Origin of the sequence: Vibrio sp. 10N.247.311.13 (genome assembly GCF_041467595.1) — a bacterium.
GTDB classification, from domain to species: Bacteria; Pseudomonadota; Gammaproteobacteria; order Enterobacterales; family Vibrionaceae; genus Vibrio; species Vibrio crassostreae_C.
Genome location: NZ_JBFSUX010000037.1, coordinates 25835 through 45921 on the forward strand (window position 1 = coordinate 25835; position 20087 = coordinate 45921).

Annotated in this window: 16 protein-coding genes; 7 read left to right on the plus strand and 9 right to left on the minus strand. The window is 43.6% G+C overall.

Features of this window, described 5'->3' with window-relative positions:
- Positions 1–330: 330 nt before the first annotated feature.
- Both AB6E52_RS15090 and AB6E52_RS15095 read right to left on the minus strand, forming a co-directional pair.
- On the minus strand, positions 331–582 hold the full coding sequence (locus AB6E52_RS15090; RefSeq protein ID WP_133151380.1) for a hypothetical protein: 252 nt from the start codon (positions 580–582) through the stop codon (positions 331–333).
- Positions 583–1021: 439 nt separating this feature from the next.
- Positions 1022–1744 (minus strand): GntR family transcriptional regulator, encoded by a 723-nt coding sequence (locus AB6E52_RS15095; protein WP_017070592.1) that lies wholly within the window; start codon positions 1742–1744, stop codon positions 1022–1024.
- A 317-nt stretch (positions 1745–2061) separates the two neighbouring features.
- Here AB6E52_RS15095 and mngA point away from each other — a divergent pair, with 317 nt between their 5' ends.
- From mngA to manA, 4 genes are all read left to right on the plus strand, one after another.
- Complete coding sequence (gene mngA, locus AB6E52_RS15100) at positions 2062–3996, plus strand: PTS 2-O-a-mannosyl-D-glycerate transporter subunit IIABC (protein WP_102320777.1); 1935 nt, start codon at positions 2062–2064, stop codon at positions 3994–3996.
- Between the two features lie 236 nt (positions 3997–4232).
- The gene (gene mngB / locus AB6E52_RS15105; RefSeq protein WP_102320778.1) at positions 4233–6872 is read left to right on the plus strand and encodes a mannosylglycerate hydrolase; all 2640 of its coding nucleotides are present in this window, start codon (positions 4233–4235) and stop codon (positions 6870–6872) included.
- A gap of 45 nt (positions 6873–6917) precedes the next feature.
- Positions 6918–8084: a glycerate kinase gene (locus tag AB6E52_RS15110; RefSeq protein ID WP_102320779.1), complete on the plus strand. Its 1167-nt coding sequence runs from the start codon at positions 6918–6920 to the stop codon at positions 8082–8084.
- A 2-nt stretch (positions 8085–8086) separates the two neighbouring features.
- On the plus strand, positions 8087–9274 hold the full coding sequence (gene manA / locus AB6E52_RS15115; protein ID WP_017070588.1) for a mannose-6-phosphate isomerase, class I: 1188 nt from the start codon (positions 8087–8089) through the stop codon (positions 9272–9274).
- 231 nt (positions 9275–9505) lie between these two features.
- Here the strand turns inward: manA and AB6E52_RS15120 are convergent, their stop codons facing one another.
- The gene (locus AB6E52_RS15120; protein ID WP_017062602.1) at positions 9506–9796 is read right to left on the minus strand and encodes a putative quinol monooxygenase; all 291 of its coding nucleotides are present in this window, start codon (positions 9794–9796) and stop codon (positions 9506–9508) included.
- A gap of 239 nt (positions 9797–10035) precedes the next feature.
- On the minus strand, positions 10036–11178 hold the full coding sequence (locus AB6E52_RS15125; RefSeq protein ID WP_102320780.1) for a fatty acid desaturase: 1143 nt from the start codon (positions 11176–11178) through the stop codon (positions 10036–10038).
- A gap of 166 nt (positions 11179–11344) precedes the next feature.
- Between AB6E52_RS15125 and AB6E52_RS15130 the strand changes: the two genes are divergently transcribed.
- Positions 11345–11890 (plus strand): N-acetyltransferase, encoded by a 546-nt coding sequence (locus tag AB6E52_RS15130; protein ID WP_017062600.1) that lies wholly within the window; start codon positions 11345–11347, stop codon positions 11888–11890.
- 169 nt (positions 11891–12059) lie between these two features.
- Here AB6E52_RS15130 and AB6E52_RS15135 read toward each other — a convergent pair whose 3' ends face one another.
- The 5 genes from AB6E52_RS15135 to AB6E52_RS15155 all read right to left on the minus strand — a co-directional run bounded on the left by AB6E52_RS15135 (position 12060) and on the right by AB6E52_RS15155 (position 16433).
- Positions 12060–13085, minus strand: a complete 1026-nt coding sequence (locus AB6E52_RS15135; protein ID WP_198594324.1) for a GGDEF domain-containing protein — start codon at positions 13083–13085, stop codon at positions 12060–12062.
- Positions 13086–13367: 282 nt separating this feature from the next.
- Entirely contained in the window at positions 13368–14303 is a 936-nt protein-coding gene (gene ylqF, locus AB6E52_RS15140) for a ribosome biogenesis GTPase YlqF (protein ID WP_029405588.1), read from the minus strand.
- A 167-nt stretch (positions 14304–14470) separates the two neighbouring features.
- Positions 14471–14785 (minus strand): cytochrome c, encoded by a 315-nt coding sequence (locus AB6E52_RS15145; RefSeq protein WP_102320782.1) that lies wholly within the window; start codon positions 14783–14785, stop codon positions 14471–14473.
- A gap of 88 nt (positions 14786–14873) precedes the next feature.
- Positions 14874–15878 (minus strand): low-specificity L-threonine aldolase, encoded by a 1005-nt coding sequence (gene ltaE / locus AB6E52_RS15150; protein ID WP_102320783.1) that lies wholly within the window; start codon positions 15876–15878, stop codon positions 14874–14876.
- Between the two features lie 39 nt (positions 15879–15917).
- Entirely contained in the window at positions 15918–16433 is a 516-nt protein-coding gene (locus AB6E52_RS15155) for an NUDIX hydrolase (RefSeq protein ID WP_017062564.1), read from the minus strand.
- Positions 16434–16721: 288 nt separating this feature from the next.
- On the opposite strand from AB6E52_RS15155, the gene AB6E52_RS15160 reads away from it, so the two are divergent.
- Together AB6E52_RS15160 and viaA are read left to right on the plus strand one after the other, a co-directional pair.
- Positions 16722–18377, plus strand: a complete 1656-nt coding sequence (locus AB6E52_RS15160) for an ATPase RavA domain-containing protein (protein ID WP_017067123.1) — start codon at positions 16722–16724, stop codon at positions 18375–18377.
- An 11-nt stretch (positions 18378–18388) separates the two neighbouring features.
- The gene (viaA, locus tag AB6E52_RS15165; protein WP_017064542.1) at positions 18389–19834 is read left to right on the plus strand and encodes an ATPase RavA stimulator ViaA; all 1446 of its coding nucleotides are present in this window, start codon (positions 18389–18391) and stop codon (positions 19832–19834) included.
- Positions 19835–20087: the final 253 nt, after the last annotated feature.

The following is a 20087-nucleotide window of genomic DNA, read 5'->3' on the forward strand; positions in this document are numbered from 1 at the left end:
ATGACAATGAATGTACAGAAAACTGCACTGTGGCACGAGGCATAGTTGAGGTTGATATGATCTAAGACAAACATTTTTTCGATGTTAATTGTGGTTGTAAATTGTGAATAACTACTGTTGTTTAGATGTTAATAAACAAATTTTGTGGCTTGTCAGAATATAACTTGGATCACCTTTGATTGTTCTATTTGCATATGGTGGTGTTATTTTATAAATCGCGAGTATTTTTTGTACTTTGGAAGGAAACGTGTAACGAAGTGGGTGTTTATCGGAGTAAAGAGGTGAGAATCTTAGCTTTTAAGCTTACTTACATTTAAAGATTACTTATGTTTAACGCCTACTTACTTCCCATAAGTAAGCGCTAAAACACAAGTTATAATAAGGCGATTCTTCAGCTTCTTCGTTTAACTCAGAACCTTCATTTAATACGACTTCGTCCTCGAGTACCACTTCTTCAACTTCTTCTGCGAATAGGGGCATAGAGAAAGCGATTAGAACTAAAGGTAGCTTTGGTAGGAATCGTGTGTATGAAATTGTATTTGCTAATGGGTGCGATGTTCGTGAGATAGTGTGTTTCGACATAATGGTTTTGTATATAAAGTGATTTAACACGACGAACTAAGTGTTAGTCTGATGAGTAGACAGTGATCGAATCGAACCGTTGGTATTGTCGGCGCAGGCTCCATCGCAATCGACTCCCAATTCATTTTTGGGGTCGGAATGGTATGCACGGATTGGATTAAGTGGAGGTGCTGATTGAATAAGCTCACTTCACTTACAGCGTCCTCAAGTTGTTTGGTATTCATCTACATTCCTGTCGACTGTTGTTCTTGTAATTTGGCGCTTAGTTTATGTTCAAAGCGCCAGAACAGTATTTAAATGAATGTGAATGATCTTTCGTGAGGTTACTTGATATTGGTTTAGGAATATTTGGAGTGGTTGAAAGCAGTGTGATGAGTAGGGAATGCGCACCAATACAGAGAACAGGCGTCCTCTGTGTTGGCTATATGCGGTGCTAGATTCAGCCTGATCTTTGGCGTCTGGCGACCAAAGTAAATCGGTAATCGTTAGACGTGAAGTAGTTACGGCTGTATTCAAACACCGTGTTATTGGCGAGGTAACCGCGAGTACGTTTTTCAATGATAGGCTGAGCTGGGTCAATACCTAACTGTTTAGCAACGTCTTCAGGCGGAAGAATCGGTACCAATTCCTGCTCACTTCGATCAATCACCATGCCTTTGGTGTTCTCAATAAAGTCGTATTTTGATGTCTGCATCACTTGATAGGTGAGATCTGGGAATAGGGCAACAGGTAACCAAGTTTCTTCAACCGTGATTGGATTGTTGTCTATGAAACGAACACGTTTTACGTAGAAAACCAATTCGCCTTCTTTGATATCTAAATGTTCAGACATCGCCAAAGAACACGGCTTCATTTCGAAGGCCAGAACTTCACTGTGTGTAACCACATCCAAATGCGCCCACTTTTCTTGAAAGCTCGACTGTTTGTAGATGTCGTAATTGATCTTGTTCTCTTTGACGTAAGTACCACTACCTTGAACGCTTTCCAGCTCATCGTTTTCGATCAGTAGTTTCAGCGCCTGTCTAACCGTTACACGACTTACCGAGAATACTTCACGCAATTGCGCTTCCGTTGGGAGTGCTTCTCCAACTTTATATTCACCAGAACTGATCTTTTCTCTTATTGCATCGGCGATTTGGCGATACATAGGGAGTCTTGCCATTTTTGCCTCATTTGTGCGCTAGGACAACTAGACTTTGATTAACAACCTGTACCTTAAATACGTAAATTTGCTCTATATAAGCTTTGCTTTAAAGGTTAGTGTGAGCATCGTATCGGCGTTTTGTAGTACATATAATACAAATTAAACGATACATAACAAGCTTTCTTAAAGGATTTACCAATACAGTTTAAATACAAATTAAATACAAATATGTATTGATGAGATCGTGATCACGGATTAAGTGTCTTGAAGTTGTATTATTCATCTCGTCGACAGGGACGACTGTCGTACTAATCCGTGACTATGGGACAAAGGTTATGAAACTTACTACTCTAACGAATAAGTCGCTCGTAAATCTGCAAACTACGTTTAGCAGTCGAGAAGAAGCGATTTACGCACTTGCTGACCAACTGAATCAGCAAGGCAAACTGCACAACAAACAAGAGTATCTTGATGCAGTATTTGCTCGTGAAGAGCAAGGCCCGACAGCGCTTGGCGAAGGCCTAGCAGTACCGCACGGCAAGACTGACGCGGTTAAAGAAGCTGGTTTCGCTGTTGCAACATTGAAAGAAGACATGAAATGGAAAGGCCTAGATGAAGACGAAGATGTGAATCTTATCTTCCTAATTGCCATTCCAAATGCAGAAGCGGGTTCTACCCACATGCACCTGCTGACCGAACTGACAACCACATTGGTTGATGACGATGTTCGTGAAGCAGTATTAAAAGCAACAACCGCTGATGAAATCTTCGCGCTTCTTGATGGCGATAATCAGCAAGAAGAAAAACAAGACAACTTAGATACAAATGCGCCGACAATTGTATGTGTTACTGCTTGCCCTGCAGGCATTGCTCACACCTATATGGCGGCAGAATACCTAGAAAAAGCCGGCAAAAAGCTTGGCTACAAGGTTCATGTTGAAAAGCAGGGCGCAAACGGTATTGAAGATCGCTTAACTGCGGAACAACTTAATAATGCTGTAGCGTGTGTGTTTGCTGCTGAAGTGGCGATTAAAGAATCTGAGCGCTTTAACGGCATTCCTCGTATTGAAACGCCAGTCGCAGAACCGATTAAACACGGTGAGCGCATTTTAAACGAAGCGATCGAAGAGTCGAAAAAAGGCAACGGTGCAGAGCGTAAAGTAGCTACTGATGATAAACCGAAGAAACTGCCACTGAAAACTGAGCTCAAACAAGCACTGCTTTCTGGTATTTCTTACGCAGTTCCTCTTATCGTTGCTGGTGGTACTGTTCTTGCGGTTGCTGTTCTTATCGCGCAAATTTTTGACCTGCAAGAGCTCTATGCAACAAAAGATTCTTGGCTATGGATGTATCGCAAACTAGGTGGCGGCCTACTGGGTACATTGATGGTGCCAGTACTGGCAGCTTACACAGCTTACTCATTAGCAGATAAACCGGCACTTGGTCCTGGTTTTGCCGCAGGTATTGCAGCAAACATCATTGGCTCTGGTTTCCTAGGCGGTGTTGTTGGTGGTTTGATTGCGGGTTACGTGATGCGTTGGGTAAAAGAGCATGTTCGCTTAGGCCCTGCATTTAACGGCTTCCTTACTTTCTACCTTTATCCGGTGATCGGTACTTTGGTGGCAGGTAGCTTGATGCTGTTTGTTATCGGTAAACCTGTAGCGTTCCTAAACCAAGGTCTAACGGACTGGTTGAACGGTATGTCAGGCACCAATGCGCTGTTATTGGGTGCGATTCTTGGTCTGTTTGTATCATTCGACTTAGGTGGTCCGGTAAACAAAGCTGCTTACGCATTCTGTTTAGGTGCAATGGCAAACGGTGTTTATGGTCCTTACGCAATCTTTGGCTCAGTAAAAATGGTATCGGCGTTCACGGTAACGGCTTCTACCATGATTGCTCCACGCTTATTCAAAGACTTTGAGATTGAAACCGGTAAATCTACATGGCTACTTGGTCTTGCGGGTATTACTGAAGGTGCAATCCCAATGGCGATTGAAGATCCAATCCGTGTAATCGGCTCATTCTTACTAGGCTCTGTAGTAACAGGTGCAATGGTGGGTGCGGCAGGTATTGGTCTATCCACTCCGGGCGCAGGTATCTTCTCTATTTTCTTGTTACACGATTCTGGTTTAGGCGCATTCTCTGCTGCTGCAATCTGGTTCGGTGCTGCGATTGTCGGCACAGTGATTTCAACCATTACTCTTCTGATGTGGCGTGGTCACGCGGTAAAAAAGGGTAAATTTGAAGCAAGTACTGCAACACAGAACTAACTGAATTTTGAGTTAGCTCCTAACTCACTGCGAAATCAATATATAAAAAATAACAAACAACTGGCTGCCCTAAATACCTGTGCTCCTAACGGTTTTATTCACACAGATTCTGGGCGTGGTTTTCTGCACCCTAAATTTAGTGGCAGCCAATTTTAACCCCTTGAAAAAATTCAATTTAGTCGTATTTGGGTTCGAACTTTAGTTTTACTCGAAGCGACACATTTAGGTAAATGATTATGACTACATCACGCGTACATATTACTCCTCACATGCACTGGGATCGTGAATGGTATTTCACAACAGAAGAGTCTCGTATTCTTCTTGTGAACAACATGGAAGAAATCATGAACCGTCTGGAGAGCGATCCAGAATACAAATACTACGTTCTAGATGGTCAAACCGCCGTTTTAGAAGACTACTTCGCAATCAAACCAGAAAACACAGAGCGCGTAAAAGCATTGGTTGAAGCGGGCAAGTTAATTATTGGCCCTTGGTATTCTCAAACCGACACAATGCAAGTTTCTGGTGAGTCAATTGTACGCAACATGATGTATGGTATTCGTGACTGTATGAAGTTTGGCGATGCAATGAAGATTGGTTACCTACCAGATTCATTTAGCATGAGCTCACAGCTGCCAATGATCTACAACGGCTTCGACATCACGCGTGCAATGTTCTGGCGTGGTTGTTCAGAGCGTCATGGCACCAACAAAACAGAATTCTTATGGCAGTCTAATGACGGCAGTGAAGTAACGGCACAAGTGCTTCCGCTGGGTTACGCGATTGGTAAATACCTTCCACAAGACGAAGAAGGCTTGCGTGCTCGTTTAGATAAGTACTTCCCAGTGCTAGAAAAGCCATCGGTGACTAAAGATATCTTGCTACCGAACGGCCACGACCAAATGCCGATTCAAAAAGACATCTTTGAAGTAATGGACAAGCTTCGCGAAATCTACCCAGATCGCGAGTTCTCAATGAGTCGCTTTGAAGAAGTATTCGAGAAAGTAGAAGCAGCGCGCGACCAACTCGACACAATCAAAGGCGAATTCAACGACGGTAAATACATGCGTGTTCACCGCACGATTTCGTCAACACGTATGGACATCAAACTGATCCATGCGGAAATCGAAAACAAGATTGTAAACATCCTAGAACCTCTAGCGTCTATCGCTTGGACATTAGGTTTCGAATATCACCACGGTTTGATTGAGAAAATGTGGAAAGAGAGCATGAAGAACCATGCTCATGACTCTATTGGTTGCTGTTGTTCAGACAAGGTACACGCTGAAATCCTAAACCGTTACATCCTTGCGGACGACATGGCGACAAACCTAATCCACTTCTACAAACGTAAAATCGTTGACCATATGCCGGATCGCGAAGGTTGCGACAAACTGGCGATGTTTAACCTTTCTCCGTATGAGCGTGAAGAAGTGGTGAACACAACCATCACTATCCGTGCTCAAGAATTTTCTATCTTTGATGAAAACGAAAACCCAGTTGAATACTTCATCCAAGACAAGCGCCAAATTGACCCGGGTAAAGTAGACCGTCAAATCGTTCACTACGGTAACTACGACCCGTTCATGGAGTTTGATATTCAAATCAAACGCATTGTGCCAGCGATGGGCTTCACCACGTTACACATCCAAGGTAACGAGAAGGGTGCAGTAAAAGTTGCAGAACAAAAAGACTACTTACTAGAGAACGAGTACTACCGAATCAATGTAAACGACAACGGTACTCTGACTATTTTCGATAAAGAGACAGAGCAAGTATTCGACCAAGTACTTCGTTTGGAAGACAGTTCTGATGACGGTGATGAGTACGATTACTCTCCATCTCGTCAAGAATGGTTACTGTATTCAGACGAGTTCCCAGTCGAAACATCGATTGACCATCAAGGCTTCCACTCGGTAGCGAACATCGCTTTCCGAATGAACGTACCTGAAAACCTTGCAGAGCGTGAAGAACGCACGGGTCAAAACGGATTCGTTGAAGCGCAATGCCAAGTGGTATTGAAGCAAGGTTCTCGCCGCATTGAAGTACGTATGGAACTAGACAACCAAGCCGACGACCACCGTGTACGTGTCTTAGTACCAACGCCATTCGTTTCTGAAACTGTGGTTGCAGACAACCAGTTCGGTTGTATTACTCGACCAACCAATGACCCAGCAATGGCGGTTTGGGAAGAAGAGAAGTGGAAAGAAGCACCGGTTCCGGTTTACCAACTGATGAACTTCGCTGCATTAGAAAACGGCAAAGCGGGCATGGCGATTATGTCGAATGGTCTACGTGAATTTGAGGTGATTGCATCTCAAGGTGACGAAAACCGAGATACCTTCGCACTGACACTGTTCCGTGGTATCGGCGTGTTGGGTAAAGAAGAGCTATTGCTTCGCCCAGGCCGTCCATCAGGCATCAAGATTCCGACACCAGATTCGCAAGTGCGCGGTAAGTTAGTGTGTGAATTCACGTTGTGCGGTTTCTCTGGTAACCATATTGACGCGAACATCATGGCGCAAGCACGTGACAATGTCACTCAAATCGAATGCTACAACAAGATCCCTTACAACGCGATGAAGCTCAACGTGGGTGAGCAGAACCTACCTATGAGTTTTAGCCTTCTGTCTAAGCAACAATCAGGCGCGGTGTTGAGTGTGCTGAAGAAAGCGGAAGACGAAGATGCACTGATCATGCGTGTCTACAACCCGGCAGAATCGGGTTCAGTATCGGATTCAATCTCTTTTACTCAAGCGGTTTCAAGCTGGAAAGAGACAAGCATGGACGAGCGCGTACGCGAAGGTGATGTAGCATCTGAAGAGTTCGGCCAGATAGCACCTTGCCAAGCAAAAACATTCCAAATCAAATTCTAATTTCGATAACCCGCTCACCTTGGTGGGCGGGAATGGTGAACGACAATGAAAATTGTAATTGCCCCTGATTCATTTAAAGAATCACTCGACGCTCATCAAGTTGCGTCTTGCATTGAGCGTGGATTTGCCGATGTTTTCCCTTACGCAGAGTTTGTGAAAATGCCACTCGCCGATGGCGGAGAAGGCACGGTAGACGTGTTGCTAGAGGCGCTCAATGGTAAGAAGCAACGGCTGCACACGACGGATCCAATCGGGCGTGAATGTACGGCTTATTGGGCTTCGTTGGAACAGACTGTTGATGGCGCCAACGTAAAAACTGCCTTGGTGGAATTTGCTCAAGCATCGGGTTTAGACCTATTAACCGTAGAAGAAAGAGCACCGTTAACCGCATCTTCGTTTGGTACTGGGCTATTGATCAAAGATGCACTAGATCAAGGTGTTGAACAAATCATTATTGGTTTGGGCGGCAGCGCAACCAATGATGCAGGTGCTGGCATCTTACAAGCGTTGGGAGGCAAGTTATTAGACAAGCAAGGCAACGAGCTATCTGGTGGCGGCGCCGAATTAAGCCGGTTAGCAAGCATCGATCTTGAAGGACTGCACCCTAGATGCAAAGAAGTGACGTTCGTGGTCGCGTGTGATGTGAATAATCCATTATGTGGCGAAAGCGGAGCCAGTACTGTGTTTGGTCCGCAAAAAGGCGCATCAAAAGCTCAAGTTGAACAACTTGATACTGCGATCGGGCACTTTGCCGATATCGCTCAAGCACATACGGGTACTAATCATCGCGACACAGCTGGATTTGGTGCTGCTGGTGGTACACCTCTGGGGTTAAGTCTTGCATTCAATATCCAAATTAAAGCGGGTATTGAGATGGTATTAGATGCCTTGGATGCAGATAAGGTTCTTGAAGGTGCTTCACTGGTCGTGACCGGAGAGGGGCAGATGGACAACCAAACCCTGCAAGGTAAAACACCTTTCGGCATCGCTCAGCGAGCTCAAAAGTTGAGTATTCCAACCATTGGAATTGCGGGCTCTTTGGGGCAAGACGTTGAAAAACTTTACGGCTCAATGTCTAGCTTATTTGGAACCGTACGTTCACCTCAGTCTTTAGACCAAGTTTTATCAGAAGCGAATCAAAACCTGACTCGCACTGCCCGTAATATCGCCGCCACGCTCAAGCTTGGTAGCCAGATTTTTAATGAGAAGTAATTATGTCTCTATTTAAACTCGACAACGTTATTCAAAACTACGCATGGGGAAGCAAAGACTCCATTAACCAATTGTTTGGTATTGTGAACCCAAACCAGGAACCTCAAGCAGAAATTTGGATGGGTGCTCATCCAAATGGTTGTTCAAAGGTAGGCGATACCGGTGAATCGCTTTCTCACATGATTGATGAAAACAAAATCGATGTCTTAGGCGGATACACGGCGGCTCGTTTCGGTGAATTGCCTTTCTTGTTTAAGGTGTTGGCCGCTGAAACACCGTTATCGATTCAGGTTCACCCGAACAAGCGAAAATCAGAATTAGGTTTTGAGCGTGAGAATGCACTTGGTATCCCTTTGAATGCGTCTAATCGCAACTACAAAGATCCAAACCATAAACCTGAGTTGGTTTATGCGTTGACCTTCTACAAAGCGATGAATGGCTTTCGTCCAATCGACGACATTATTGCCTTGTTCGAAGAAGCGGATATTCCTTCGTTAGCGATTGAGCTTAATGTACTAAAAGCCAATGCCGACAGTGATTCTTTGAAGTCGTTCTTTAGCGCCATTATGTCTCTTGAAGGTGACCGCAAAGCGTCTGCGCTTAATGAGCTTTATGCTGCACATGCGCGACCAGCCAAAACGGTCATGGGGCGTGAAGCTCTTCAATACAGCATCGAATTCAAACAGCATTATCCAGGTGATATTGGCTTATTTGCGCCATTAATGCTTAACACGGTTGAGCTGGCGCCCGGTGAAGCGATGTTCCTGTTCGCAGAAACCCCACATGCTTATGTTCAAGGTACGGGTTTAGAGATTATGGCAAACTCAGACAATGTGCTGCGTGCCGGTCTCACTCCCAAATATATCGATGTCCCTGAGCTTATCGACAACACAATCTTTGAGCCGATTAAGCCAGAAGATATCCGCCTTAAGCCTGTATTGAAAGAGGGCAAGATGAGTTATCCGATTCCAGTGGATGACTTTGGCTTTGATATCTTGTCTGCGACTGATGAGAGCAAGTCACAGTATCTACGTAGCGCGGAGATCTTGTTCTGTGTGGAAGGAGAGGCGACCGTCACTTCAGAAGGGCGGTCAGTTTCTCTTAAGCCCGGAGAATCGGTCTTTGTAAGTAGTAATTCAAGTGTTTACCAATATCAAGGGAATGGCATTTTGGCTCGTGCTTTTAACTAGTGCCCCCGTGCTAGCGATCAGCAAAAGAAATGTCAGAGTGCCACTGTAAAGTGGTACTCAATATTGGATTGATGGTTGTTACCTATCTGTCTTTGACAGTCATGATTATTGACCATACCCGCTACTCTGGCGGGTTTTTTCATTATTAGAATGAGCAGATATAAGCTTGTAGAAAAGACAAACCCTGCGATCAGAGCAGGGCTTTTTATTGAATTAGTACTGAGTGACTGGTTAGGCAATGTGCGTCATTTTATTAAGCACAAAGGTTTCAATACAACCTTCAGTCGCAGCCATGTAGTCAGCGATGTGTTGGCTCGCTAAGTGTTTCTCTAGATGAACTTCAGACTCCCAGTTCTCATGAAAAACGAAGTGAGCAGGGTTACTGTTATCTTGGTGCAGATCGTAGTTAATACAGCCGTCTTCAACACGGGTTTTATCGATCAATTTAATCATCTCAGCTTTTACAAGCTCAGTTTTGTCTTCTTTAGAGACGATCGTTGCAATAATAGTCAGTTTGCTCATTTTCAATTCCTTCGCTTTAAACTCGGTAAGTTTAAGTAATATAAGAATAAATTTAGAATGAAGAAAGAGTTCTGAAATCCAATAACTATGGTTCTTACCATCCACAATTCAAACTCGAGAGCATAGGGCCAGAGCCGAGTAGGTTATGCTTATTAAAAAAAGCCCTAATAGCAATATGAGGGCTTTTGAATAAGAATCAAACTGTGTTGTTACTGGGGTGTTAAGCGTACTGTTTTAGCTTAAGCGTATTGCTCAACCGTCATTGCCCAATTTTTCTTCTGTTGTTCGAAATTCATTTTGATTTGCTGATAACGAACCTTAAGAACAGAGTGTTCGTACTTCTTCACAACGTCTTCGCGCTTGCTTTCAAGTAGCTGTTTTTTAACTTCGTAATATTCGTTCATGTTTGATACTAGAGCATCAAACTCTTGTTGAAGCTTCTCTGCGATTTGTTGCTTGTCGGCACGATGCATGATTTTTTGCTGGGTGCGTTTAAGTAACATTGACGCTTCAGCTTTCTCAATACGAGCTTGAGGGGTTTTCTTAAGCTTACTTGCCAGTCCCATCAACGAAGCACTCTTAATCAACCATTTTGTTGGATCGTATTGCCACCAGTAGATGCCGTTACGGTAGTCGTTCTCAAAGATGTGGTGGAAGTTGTGGTAGCCTTCGCCGAAAGTGAGTACTGCTAACACACCGTTATCACGCGCTGTGTTTTTGTCAGTAAAAGGTTGGCTACCCCAGATGTGAGCAAGAGAGTTAATAAAGAATGTTGTGTGGTGGTTAAGTACCAAACGAACTGCACCTACGATTAACAACATGCCAATCACGTCACCGTAAATCACGCCTAAAGTGATAGGAACACCGAAATTCATTAGTAATGCTAACAGAACATAGTGCTTGTGCTGCCACATAACAATCTTATCTTTTTTAAGGTCACGGCAGTTTTCGTAGTTTTCGTACATTGAGGTGCTGTAATTACGAACCATCCAGCCAATGTGTGAGTACCAAAATCCACGTTTTGCAGAGTATGGGTCTTTGTCGTTGTTATCGACATGCTTGTGGTGAACACGGTGATCAGAAGACCAGTGTAGCGCGCTGTTCTGCAGGGCAAATGCACCACCTAATGCAAACAGGAATCTTAGGCTTGAATGCGCTTCAAACGCTTTATGTGACCATAAGCGGTGATAACCTGTCGTGATTGAAAGGTTACAGAACGTAAAGCAGATTGCTAGCCATATCCAGTGCTCCATGCCATAGCCAAAAAAGTAGCCATAAACGGGAGCCGCTACAACAGCAAGCAGCATACTAAAAGAGAACACAAAAATATTGAGCCAGATTAATGGCGGCTTTTTTGTAGATTGTTTGTCGGCACTATTCATTAGCAAATTTCCATTGGGCTTACATCTGTGCGCTAGAATATCAGCGTACACGTGTAAGTCAATATTGAAAGTGTAAACGTGTATTAGTATGTTTTGCTTAAATATTGTATAAAGGTAGTGTGAAATGTAGTAGCAAGTCATAAATGGAAGTACTAAGGGCTAATAAATGGAAATTAAGGTAGCTGAATATAAAGATTATGAGCGGATTGCCCAATTACACGCGGATAGCTGGAAGCTATATTACCGTGGCATTCTTGCTGATGATTACCTAGAACATGATGTTTTGGAGGACAGATCTGTTATTTGGCAGACTCGTTTGATTAATCCTCCTTTCAACCAACATGTTTTATTGCTTGAGGAAGGCGGTTTACTGGTTGGTTTTGTCTGCGCGTTCGGTAATCACAACTTTGAGCGTGGTACGTTCATCGATGCGTTACATGTAGATAATAATTATCGTGGACGAGGTGTAGGCAAGCGTCTGTTGTCTGAATTGTCGAAGTGGTTGCAGCAATACTATTCGGACTCAGGGCTTTACCTAGAGGTGATGTCTGAGAACCACCAAGCGATTGCTTTTTATCAGGCGATTGGTGGCAAAGAAGAACTAGAGCAAGTTTGGAACGCACCATGTGGCAGCCAAGTGAATGAAAAAGTGATTTCTTGGAGCTCTCCCGTTGAACTTGAACAGAAAACAGCGAGCGTTGTGTATTCTTAGTCGATTCTTGTTGAATACTGTTTTTTTGCTGAGTAGCAGGTTCTTAACGAAGCTATTTTAAAGCAGAAGAACAAAGACAAAAGCCCCGAGTATTAAGTTGCTCGGGGCTTTTTTGATTGAATTAGTGGTCGTTTTAATGATTCGCAAAGATGCGTGAAATATTGGGCGATTAATCACACCATGTGATCTTATTCCTACCGCCTTTTTTCGAAATGTAGAGTGCTTGGTCAGCGTCGTCGATAAGCTGCTCGACAGAACCAAGGGCTTGATGGGCATGTTTCACACCGATTGAAATTGTTACTTCTAATCTAAGGCGAGTAGGGGATTCTAAAAGGGCATTAACCAGCGATTCAATTGCAGCCTCGGTTTCTCCTTGGACCAGCACCAAAAACTCTTCACCGCCGTATCGAAAGCAGTTACTGCTAGTCGGTAGTCGTTTTTGAATCTCATCGGCCAGTTCTTTAATCACCATGTCACCCATTTGATGGCCGTAGGTGTCGTTAATCGATTTGAAATGATCAATATCTATCATGAGCGATGTAATGGATCGCTGACGGTCTATGCTCGGTTCTATCACCTGATGAAGATAAAGGCGGTTGTAGCAGCCCGTTAGTGCGTCTTGATAGGAAAGGGCCTCGAACATATTAGATTGCTTGCGAAGCTGAATCGCTTGTTTGCGGAGTTGCTCGGATTGAGCGAAACGTTTGTGTACTTCCAGGTCACGTCTAACACAGGCCGCTGAGATTAGGATGTAAGCCGAGATATAAACGGAAATTGTTTCTATTTCATGCTCTGGCTCCGCTTCATAAAGCAGTGGCGCAAGGCCGATGAGATAAGCCAAAAAGATAAACGACAGCGTAGATATACTGTATCTGGCTGACAATCTTGAAAACGTACCAATGTAGATCATCACTAAAATGATGCCACCTTGGTAATCGAAGTTGTTCAGCTCGATGGCTAGTCGACCGATATAGACCAAGAAAAGTGAGCTAATTACAAGGAAGGCACTTTCTACGAGTTTCAAAACGTTGGGTTTGTTTGTAATACAGTATCTGGCGGCGGCCATCATCAATAAAAAAAGTATGACTCGGAAAATGATAGGCGTAATGCACTCGCTACCAAAGTGGATGTAGTCGGTGACGATAAAAGCACAGAATATTGAGATAGGGATGTAGATGAAATTTATGTACGGCAAATAAATTTCATTATCGAAATAGGTTTTAAATCTTTGATTCTTGAACCCAGAATAAGAGCGCATTGAGAAATTAGCCGAGATTGATACACAATAATTTGCGTAGTATGTCACAGTCTTTGGGATTGTAAACGACCATTTCTATAGATTTGTCAGTATGTTAGCTAGATCAACAAACGGTAGCGGGCAATATTCACGCTCTATTATCGATAGAGCGTGAATATCTAGAGGCTGGTGTAAGAGTGGTAAACAGAAATTAAAGCAGATTATAAAAACTAATCGCGATTAACGCTTGTTCTTCAGGTAACGCTTACGACGCTCTTCTTTTTTCTTAATCTGTTGTTCCGCTTTCAGCGCAGCCGCTTCTTCAACTTCGATCAGCTCTTGTGTGATCATTTCTGGCAACTCAAGCGTTACCTTACCTAAAGTGCCATTACGCAATTCGTGAAGCAGGATTTCTGAACATTTGTGAATGTCGATATGACCACCGGCACGAAGTGCACCACGCTTACGGCCAATCGCTTCCATCAGTTCGATGTCAGACTCTGGCAGCTCTTCAATTTGGTAACGCTCTTGCAAAAGGTTAGGGTACTGCTTTGCTAGGTATTCTACTGTGTAGAATGCCACTTCATCGTATTCCATTGCTGTATCTTTTACAGCACCTGTTGCAGCCAAGCGGAAGCCACTGTGTGGGTTTTCTACTTTAGGCCAAAGGATTCCTGGAGTGTCTGAAAGGATCACGCCATTCTGCAGGTTGATACGTTGTTGACGACGAGTTACCGCAGGTTGGTTACCAGTAACCGCGATCGTACGTCCAGCCAAGCAGTTGATAATGGTCGATTTACCCACGTTCGGGATGCCCATGATCATTGTACGAATATTCTTGCCCATCTGTTCACGGTGCGGTGCCAGTTTACGTACCAGCTCCATAACGTGGTTAACTTCTTCTTTTACGCTAGTCGTAATCGCAATCGCTTTAACGCCTTGCTCCTTCTCGAAGTGCTCAATCCAACGTTGAGTCAGTTCAGGATCTGCAAGGTCACGCTTGTTCAGCACTTTTACACAAGGCTTATCGCCGCGCAGTGAAGAGATCATTGGGTTTTCACTACTGAACGGGATACGAGCGTCCAGTACTTCGATGATCACATCAACTTGTGGGATAACTTCTTCGATTTCTTTGCGGGCTTTATGCATGTGACCCGGAAACCATTGAATAGACATAGAGATAAACCTTGATAAATATATTTGCTGCACATTGTAAGGGTTGGATGATACGTGTAAAGGTATATCTATCCCGACCTTCAACGAGCTCAGTGAGTTTGCTTGAAGTATAGGCGACTTGGTGATGTTTATTTAGCTGATGATCGACCTAATGAAGGTGGGAGCCGCTAATCTTGTGAAGCGTAAAAAGCTGCTATGTCTCTCAAGTCTTGATCATTAAGCTTACTCAGTTGTGCTCGCATCATATCCGCATAATCGCCCTGCCTATCTCCGTTTTGATACGCTTTCATTGTATTAAAGAGATAGGTTGGATCTTGACCAGAAAGCTTAGGATAGGAGTTATTAGTCGATTGACTGGTAGGGTTATGACAAAAAACGCAGCTTGGTGATTTAACTTTACCTAGTTCAGCGTCGCCAAAATCAGAGGCATGAAGGTTAGAGGAAAGAGCTAGCAATATTAGAGCGAAGGTTGGGTAATGCACGTTTTTACTCCGGTAAAAACATGATCATAAAGCTTCCCCTAAGGGGAAGCTCAAGTCTTATTTGTTCTGGGTGAACATTTAGTATGGCTTAAAGCGCATTTTCCAACTTAGTTAGGAAAGTAGCGATGTGTTCTGAACTGATATCTCTATGAGTAACAAATCGAACAGGATTCCCTGGTGACATCGTAATGCCTTGTTCGCCCAGTTCGCGTGCGATTCGGTTGATATCCACAGACTCATCTAACTTAGCAAATACAATGTTAGTTTGAATGAAATCAGGGTTAACAGAAAAACCTTCTAGCTTGTTTAAACCAATCGCTAGATTTTTTGCATTGTCGTGGTCAGCTTTAAGTTGAGCCACGTTCTCCGTGAGCGCCATTTTTCCTGCTGCGGCAAGAATACCTGCCTGACGCATACCGCCACCCACCATTTTACGTAGGCGGCGTGCTTTAGCGATGTACTCTTTACTACCAAGAAGTAGAGAGCCAATCGGCGCGCCTAAGCCTTTTGATAAACAGATCGTCATTGAATCGAAGTGTTGTGCGATCTCTTTAATGTGAACATCCAGTGCTACTGCTGCATTGTATACGCGCGCGCCGTCGAGGTGCATTTGCAGGCCGTGTTGGTTTACGAACTCACGTGCTTCCGCTAGATAAGACATTGGCAGCACTTTACCATTGATCGTGTTTTCTAAACTAAGAATCTTGGTACGAGCAAAGTGGCTGTCGTCGGGCTTAATCGCAGCGGCAAGCTTTTTAAAGTCTAAAGTACCGTCTGGGTTATTCTCGATTGGTTGAGGTTGGATAGAACCAAGGACCGCAGCGCCGCCAGCTTCGTATTTGTAGTTGTGCGCCTGCTGGCCACACAGATATTCATCACCACGCTCACAATGCGCCATTAAGCCAAGAAGGTTGGCTTGTGTACCTGAAGAGGTAAACATTGCCGCTTCAAAGCCTGTCTCATTTGCTGCCCACTGTTCTAGTTCGTTGACGGTTGGGTCATCGCCATAAACATCATCGCCCACTTCTGCGTTTGCCATTGCGTCACGCATAGCTTGCGAAGGTTTAGTTACGGTATCAGAACGAAAGTCCATGTTTCTCTCCTAGAGTACTTTAGGTAGCCATATAATTGGCTATAGATGGCCACATAGTTGGGCTTTACTTAAACAAGCGATAGTTTTGGTATCAGTGATTTGATCGTGTCGTATTTTATCGTGCAGTTCTTCTAAACTCAGTTCGATCACTTCTATTACTTCATCGTCATCGCATTCAAAGCGGGTAGTGAGGCTTAAGTCTTTTGCGACAAACAGATGTTGTATCTCATCACAGAAGCCAGCCAAAGGGGTGACTTGCCCCAAGCTTTGAAAAGAAGTTGCACTGTAACCTGTTTCTTCTTCCAGTTCGCGTTGGGCACATTGAAGAGGTGTCTCATCTATTTCCATCGTGCCTGCGGGTAGTTCCAAAAGCCATTTCTTTAGAGAAGGGCGGAACTGGTTAATGAGGATGATTTTTCCAGACGAAGTGATAGGAAGAATAACTGCCGCGCCAGGGTGATTGATTGTTGTATGTTTTACCACGACGTTCGTAGGGAGCGTCACGTTCTCTTCTATGAGAGAAATACTTTTCCATTTATGGATAACTTTACTCATGCAGTCTGGCCACATTCCTTGCCAATTTTTCGTATAACGGAAGACGTGCACCACCATAACGTCTATGGTGTCGAAAATAAAAGAAAAATTAGGCTTAGCAATAGATTTAGTTTCACGCCGTTCGTGATGTTACTCTCATAATTGGAATCTATGATTGCGCCAAAATTACCGACGTAACCATCTGATATAAATGCAACTCAATAATAAAATACACTTGTAACAAAGTGCTAACAAATGTATAAAAACATATCTACACTCTCAATTGTTCAAAGATTTTCGGAGTAACGCATGAACCCTTCTATTTCTTCACATGCTGACAAGGCGCTACTCTCTGAAAGAATCAATAAATTAGCGCATGCTCTCTCTGATGGAGTCTATGAAAGAGAAGACACGATTAAGCTATGTTTACTGGCTGCATTGGCTGGTGAAAGCGTGTTTCTATTAGGCCCTCCGGGCATTGCAAAAAGCCTTATCGCAAAACGTCTTATTCAGGCTTTTGACAACAGTAGTTATTTTGAATATTTGATGACACGTTTCTCTACGCCAGAGGAAGTGTTCGGCCCGCTAAGTATCCAAGAATTAAAAGACAACGGTCGTTATGTAAGGCTGACCGAAGGTTACCTACCAACAGCACAAGTTGTATTCCTTGATGAGATCTGGAAAGCCGGCCCTGCAATCCTAAACACGCTACTTACTGTCGTTAACGAAAAGACTTTCAAAAACGGCAGTGATATTGAACGTGTACCGATGCGTCTACTAGTATCGGCATCCAACGAACTTCCAGATGAAGACAGCGGCTTGGAAGCACTTTATGACCGTATGTTGGTACGCGTGTTCGTGAACCGTATTCAAAACAAACAAAACTTCAAATCGATGCTGACGACGGGTACTTCTCAAGAAGCGGTAATTCCAAAAGGTTTGGCGATTACGGACATTGAATACCATCAATGGCAGAAAGAGCTCGATAAGCTGGAACTGACAGACAATTCGTTTGATAAGTTGTTTGAACTAAAAACCATGCTTGAAGAGACGGTTAAGAAGCAAGGCTCTGCTTCAGAGTCAGAATTGTATGTATCAGACAGACGCTGGAAGAAGGCCGTTAAACTATTGAAAGCGAGTGCGTTCTTCAGTGGTCGCGATAGCGTGAACCCGCTGGATATTATGCTTCTGCAAGATTGTTTGTGGCATAGCCCAGAATCACGTGATGTGGTTCGTAGCGTGGTGAAAGACTTTGCATTGAACCGAGCGTTTGATCAACAAGAGTCGAAAGCTCAAATTGAAATGTCTCGTGAAGAGTTAGAAGAGATTCAAGACGATGTTGAATCAACGTTGTCGGTGTCACTTTCTATGGAGTCAACCAGTGGCTTGTTGCGTAAAGATGTTTACCAGAATGACATCAAGAACGCGAAAATGTACAGCGTGGGCAGTGCTTACAATCTAGTGAAACTGGTTATGCTGCAAAGCAACATGTCGGTTTCTGAATCTGAGAAAGGCGATAGCCGTTGGGTATACGTAGCCAAAGACGATTTTGATCGTGTTCTTAAAGAAGGTCACGGTGATATTTACGGTTACGTAAACGAAAATAAAAACCTATGCCGTTTAAAACTCGACTTGGATGCATCAAACCAATTAGTGATTAAAGACATCGCCAATCGCTCTGTATTGGTGAGTGTGGTTACTACTGACGGTTTAGACCAAGAACTGTACAACAAGTGGTTGAGTGGCGCTGAGAAAGCCTTAGAACAGTTAACTGAAGCTGAATTCAAGTTAAAACGCGTTCGTACTGAATTCCATGATGCATTACCTCATAACTATATTGACCCTGATTTACCAAAAGCGATGGAAGCAAGTTTGCAATCGGTAACGCAAGATCTTGAAACCACGAAAGTGAAGAGTGCCAAGATCGCTCAGCGTATTAAGTTTATGAGCCAGTACTTCGAGTAAGAGGAGAGCATATGTTAGGAGCAGACGGCTTAAACCTCGCTTTGATGGTAGCTGATTCCGGAATCATTGATACCGCGATGAATGATCTCATCGCTCGTTCTCAAGTCATGATGGCTGCAGAGAACAAAGGTGTGAAAACATCAGTGAAAAACCACTTAGTTAAATGGCGCGGTAAAGTTAAAAAACGCGTTACTAAGGTGTGTGAAACTGATCGATTCCAAGAGGAAATCGCCCTTTACCAAGAAGTGATTTACTGGGATGAACCTCAGTTCTTTGATGAGATTGACAGCGTTATCAAAAAGCTGGAGTGGCACTCAGCGTTTTATCTACAAGCTCGACGCCTTATGGAGAACAACAAGGGTGTTTATAACGCGATGTTTCCACACTACTTTTGCGACCAATGGTACCAATCACTTTCTGATGCGATTAAACAAGCTCAAGTAACTGAACTTGAAACAAGCAAAGAAAAAGTCTTAGCAGATCTTTATCAGCGCATGGAAACCATGAAAAACATGGATAAAGTGACTGAGTCGGGTGATGAAGGCAGTGTAGGGCGCTTGTGGGACATGGCTTCTGCCAAATTAAGCAAAACAGACCTTACCATCATGAAACGTCATGCTGAGTTCTTGAATAAGCACAAGGGCTTGCAAGAGATCGCTGAAAAGCTAGGCCGTATGGCTGGTGAGGAAGATGATCCTTCGCTACACAAAGCCCCTGTAGAAGAATTGCAGGTGGTTGAAGAGAAAAGCGATGAAGCGGTCGATGATATTGTCGGGATTCATGAAAGTGATGACCTTAACAAGATGCTGCCAAACGAAACCATGTTCTTAGCTTATCCTGAACTTGAGGTTATCTTTTACAAGCACTTGGCCGACAAGCGTTTACTGAGCTATCGCTCGCAAGGTAAATCACGCACGTTACGCAAAGTGAAGGCGCAAAAACCAGATAGCAAGAACATCGATATTGAAAAGGGCCCGTTTATCGTCTGTGTGGACGCTTCGGGTTCTATGAGTGGTTTCCCTGAGCAGTCTGCTAAAGCAATGGCTTATGCCTTAATGCAAATTGCTCTTGCAGAAGAGAGAGACTGTTATGTGATTCTTTTTTCTTCTGAGCAGATTACCTATGAGTTAACCAGGCAAGATGGCCTACGTGAAGCGAGCGACTTCTTAAGTTACTCATTCCACGGCGGTACGGATTTGGAACCTGTTCTCATGAAGTCGATTGACCTAATGACTGGTGATAAATACAAGAATGCCGATTTAATCGTACTTTCTGACTTTATTGCGCCGAAACAATCAGACGAAATGATTGCTCAGGTTGAAAAGTTGAAAGAACACAAAAACCGTTTCCATGCGGTTAGTCTTTCTAAGTATGGCAACCCTCAACTTATGACTATGTTTGACCACTGCTGGGCGTATCATCCGAGTCTTGTCGGTCGTTTCATGAAGAAGTGGTAGCGCTAGAACATCTTGTTTAACTCGATTTTGCTGTGTGTTTTTTGATTAAAGAGATCGAACATGCAGCAATTTGATTTAAATGTCAGCAAACGGAATTTAAATTCACTTTTTTGTTTGACTATCTCCCCTCAATCCGTAAAGTAGGCACCCGAACACAGCGGTGCGGCTTACTTAAGTCCCTAAAGTGTTGAATTAAAAAAGGCGCCTTGGCAGAGTGGCTATGCAGCGGATTGCAAATCCGTGGACCTCGGTT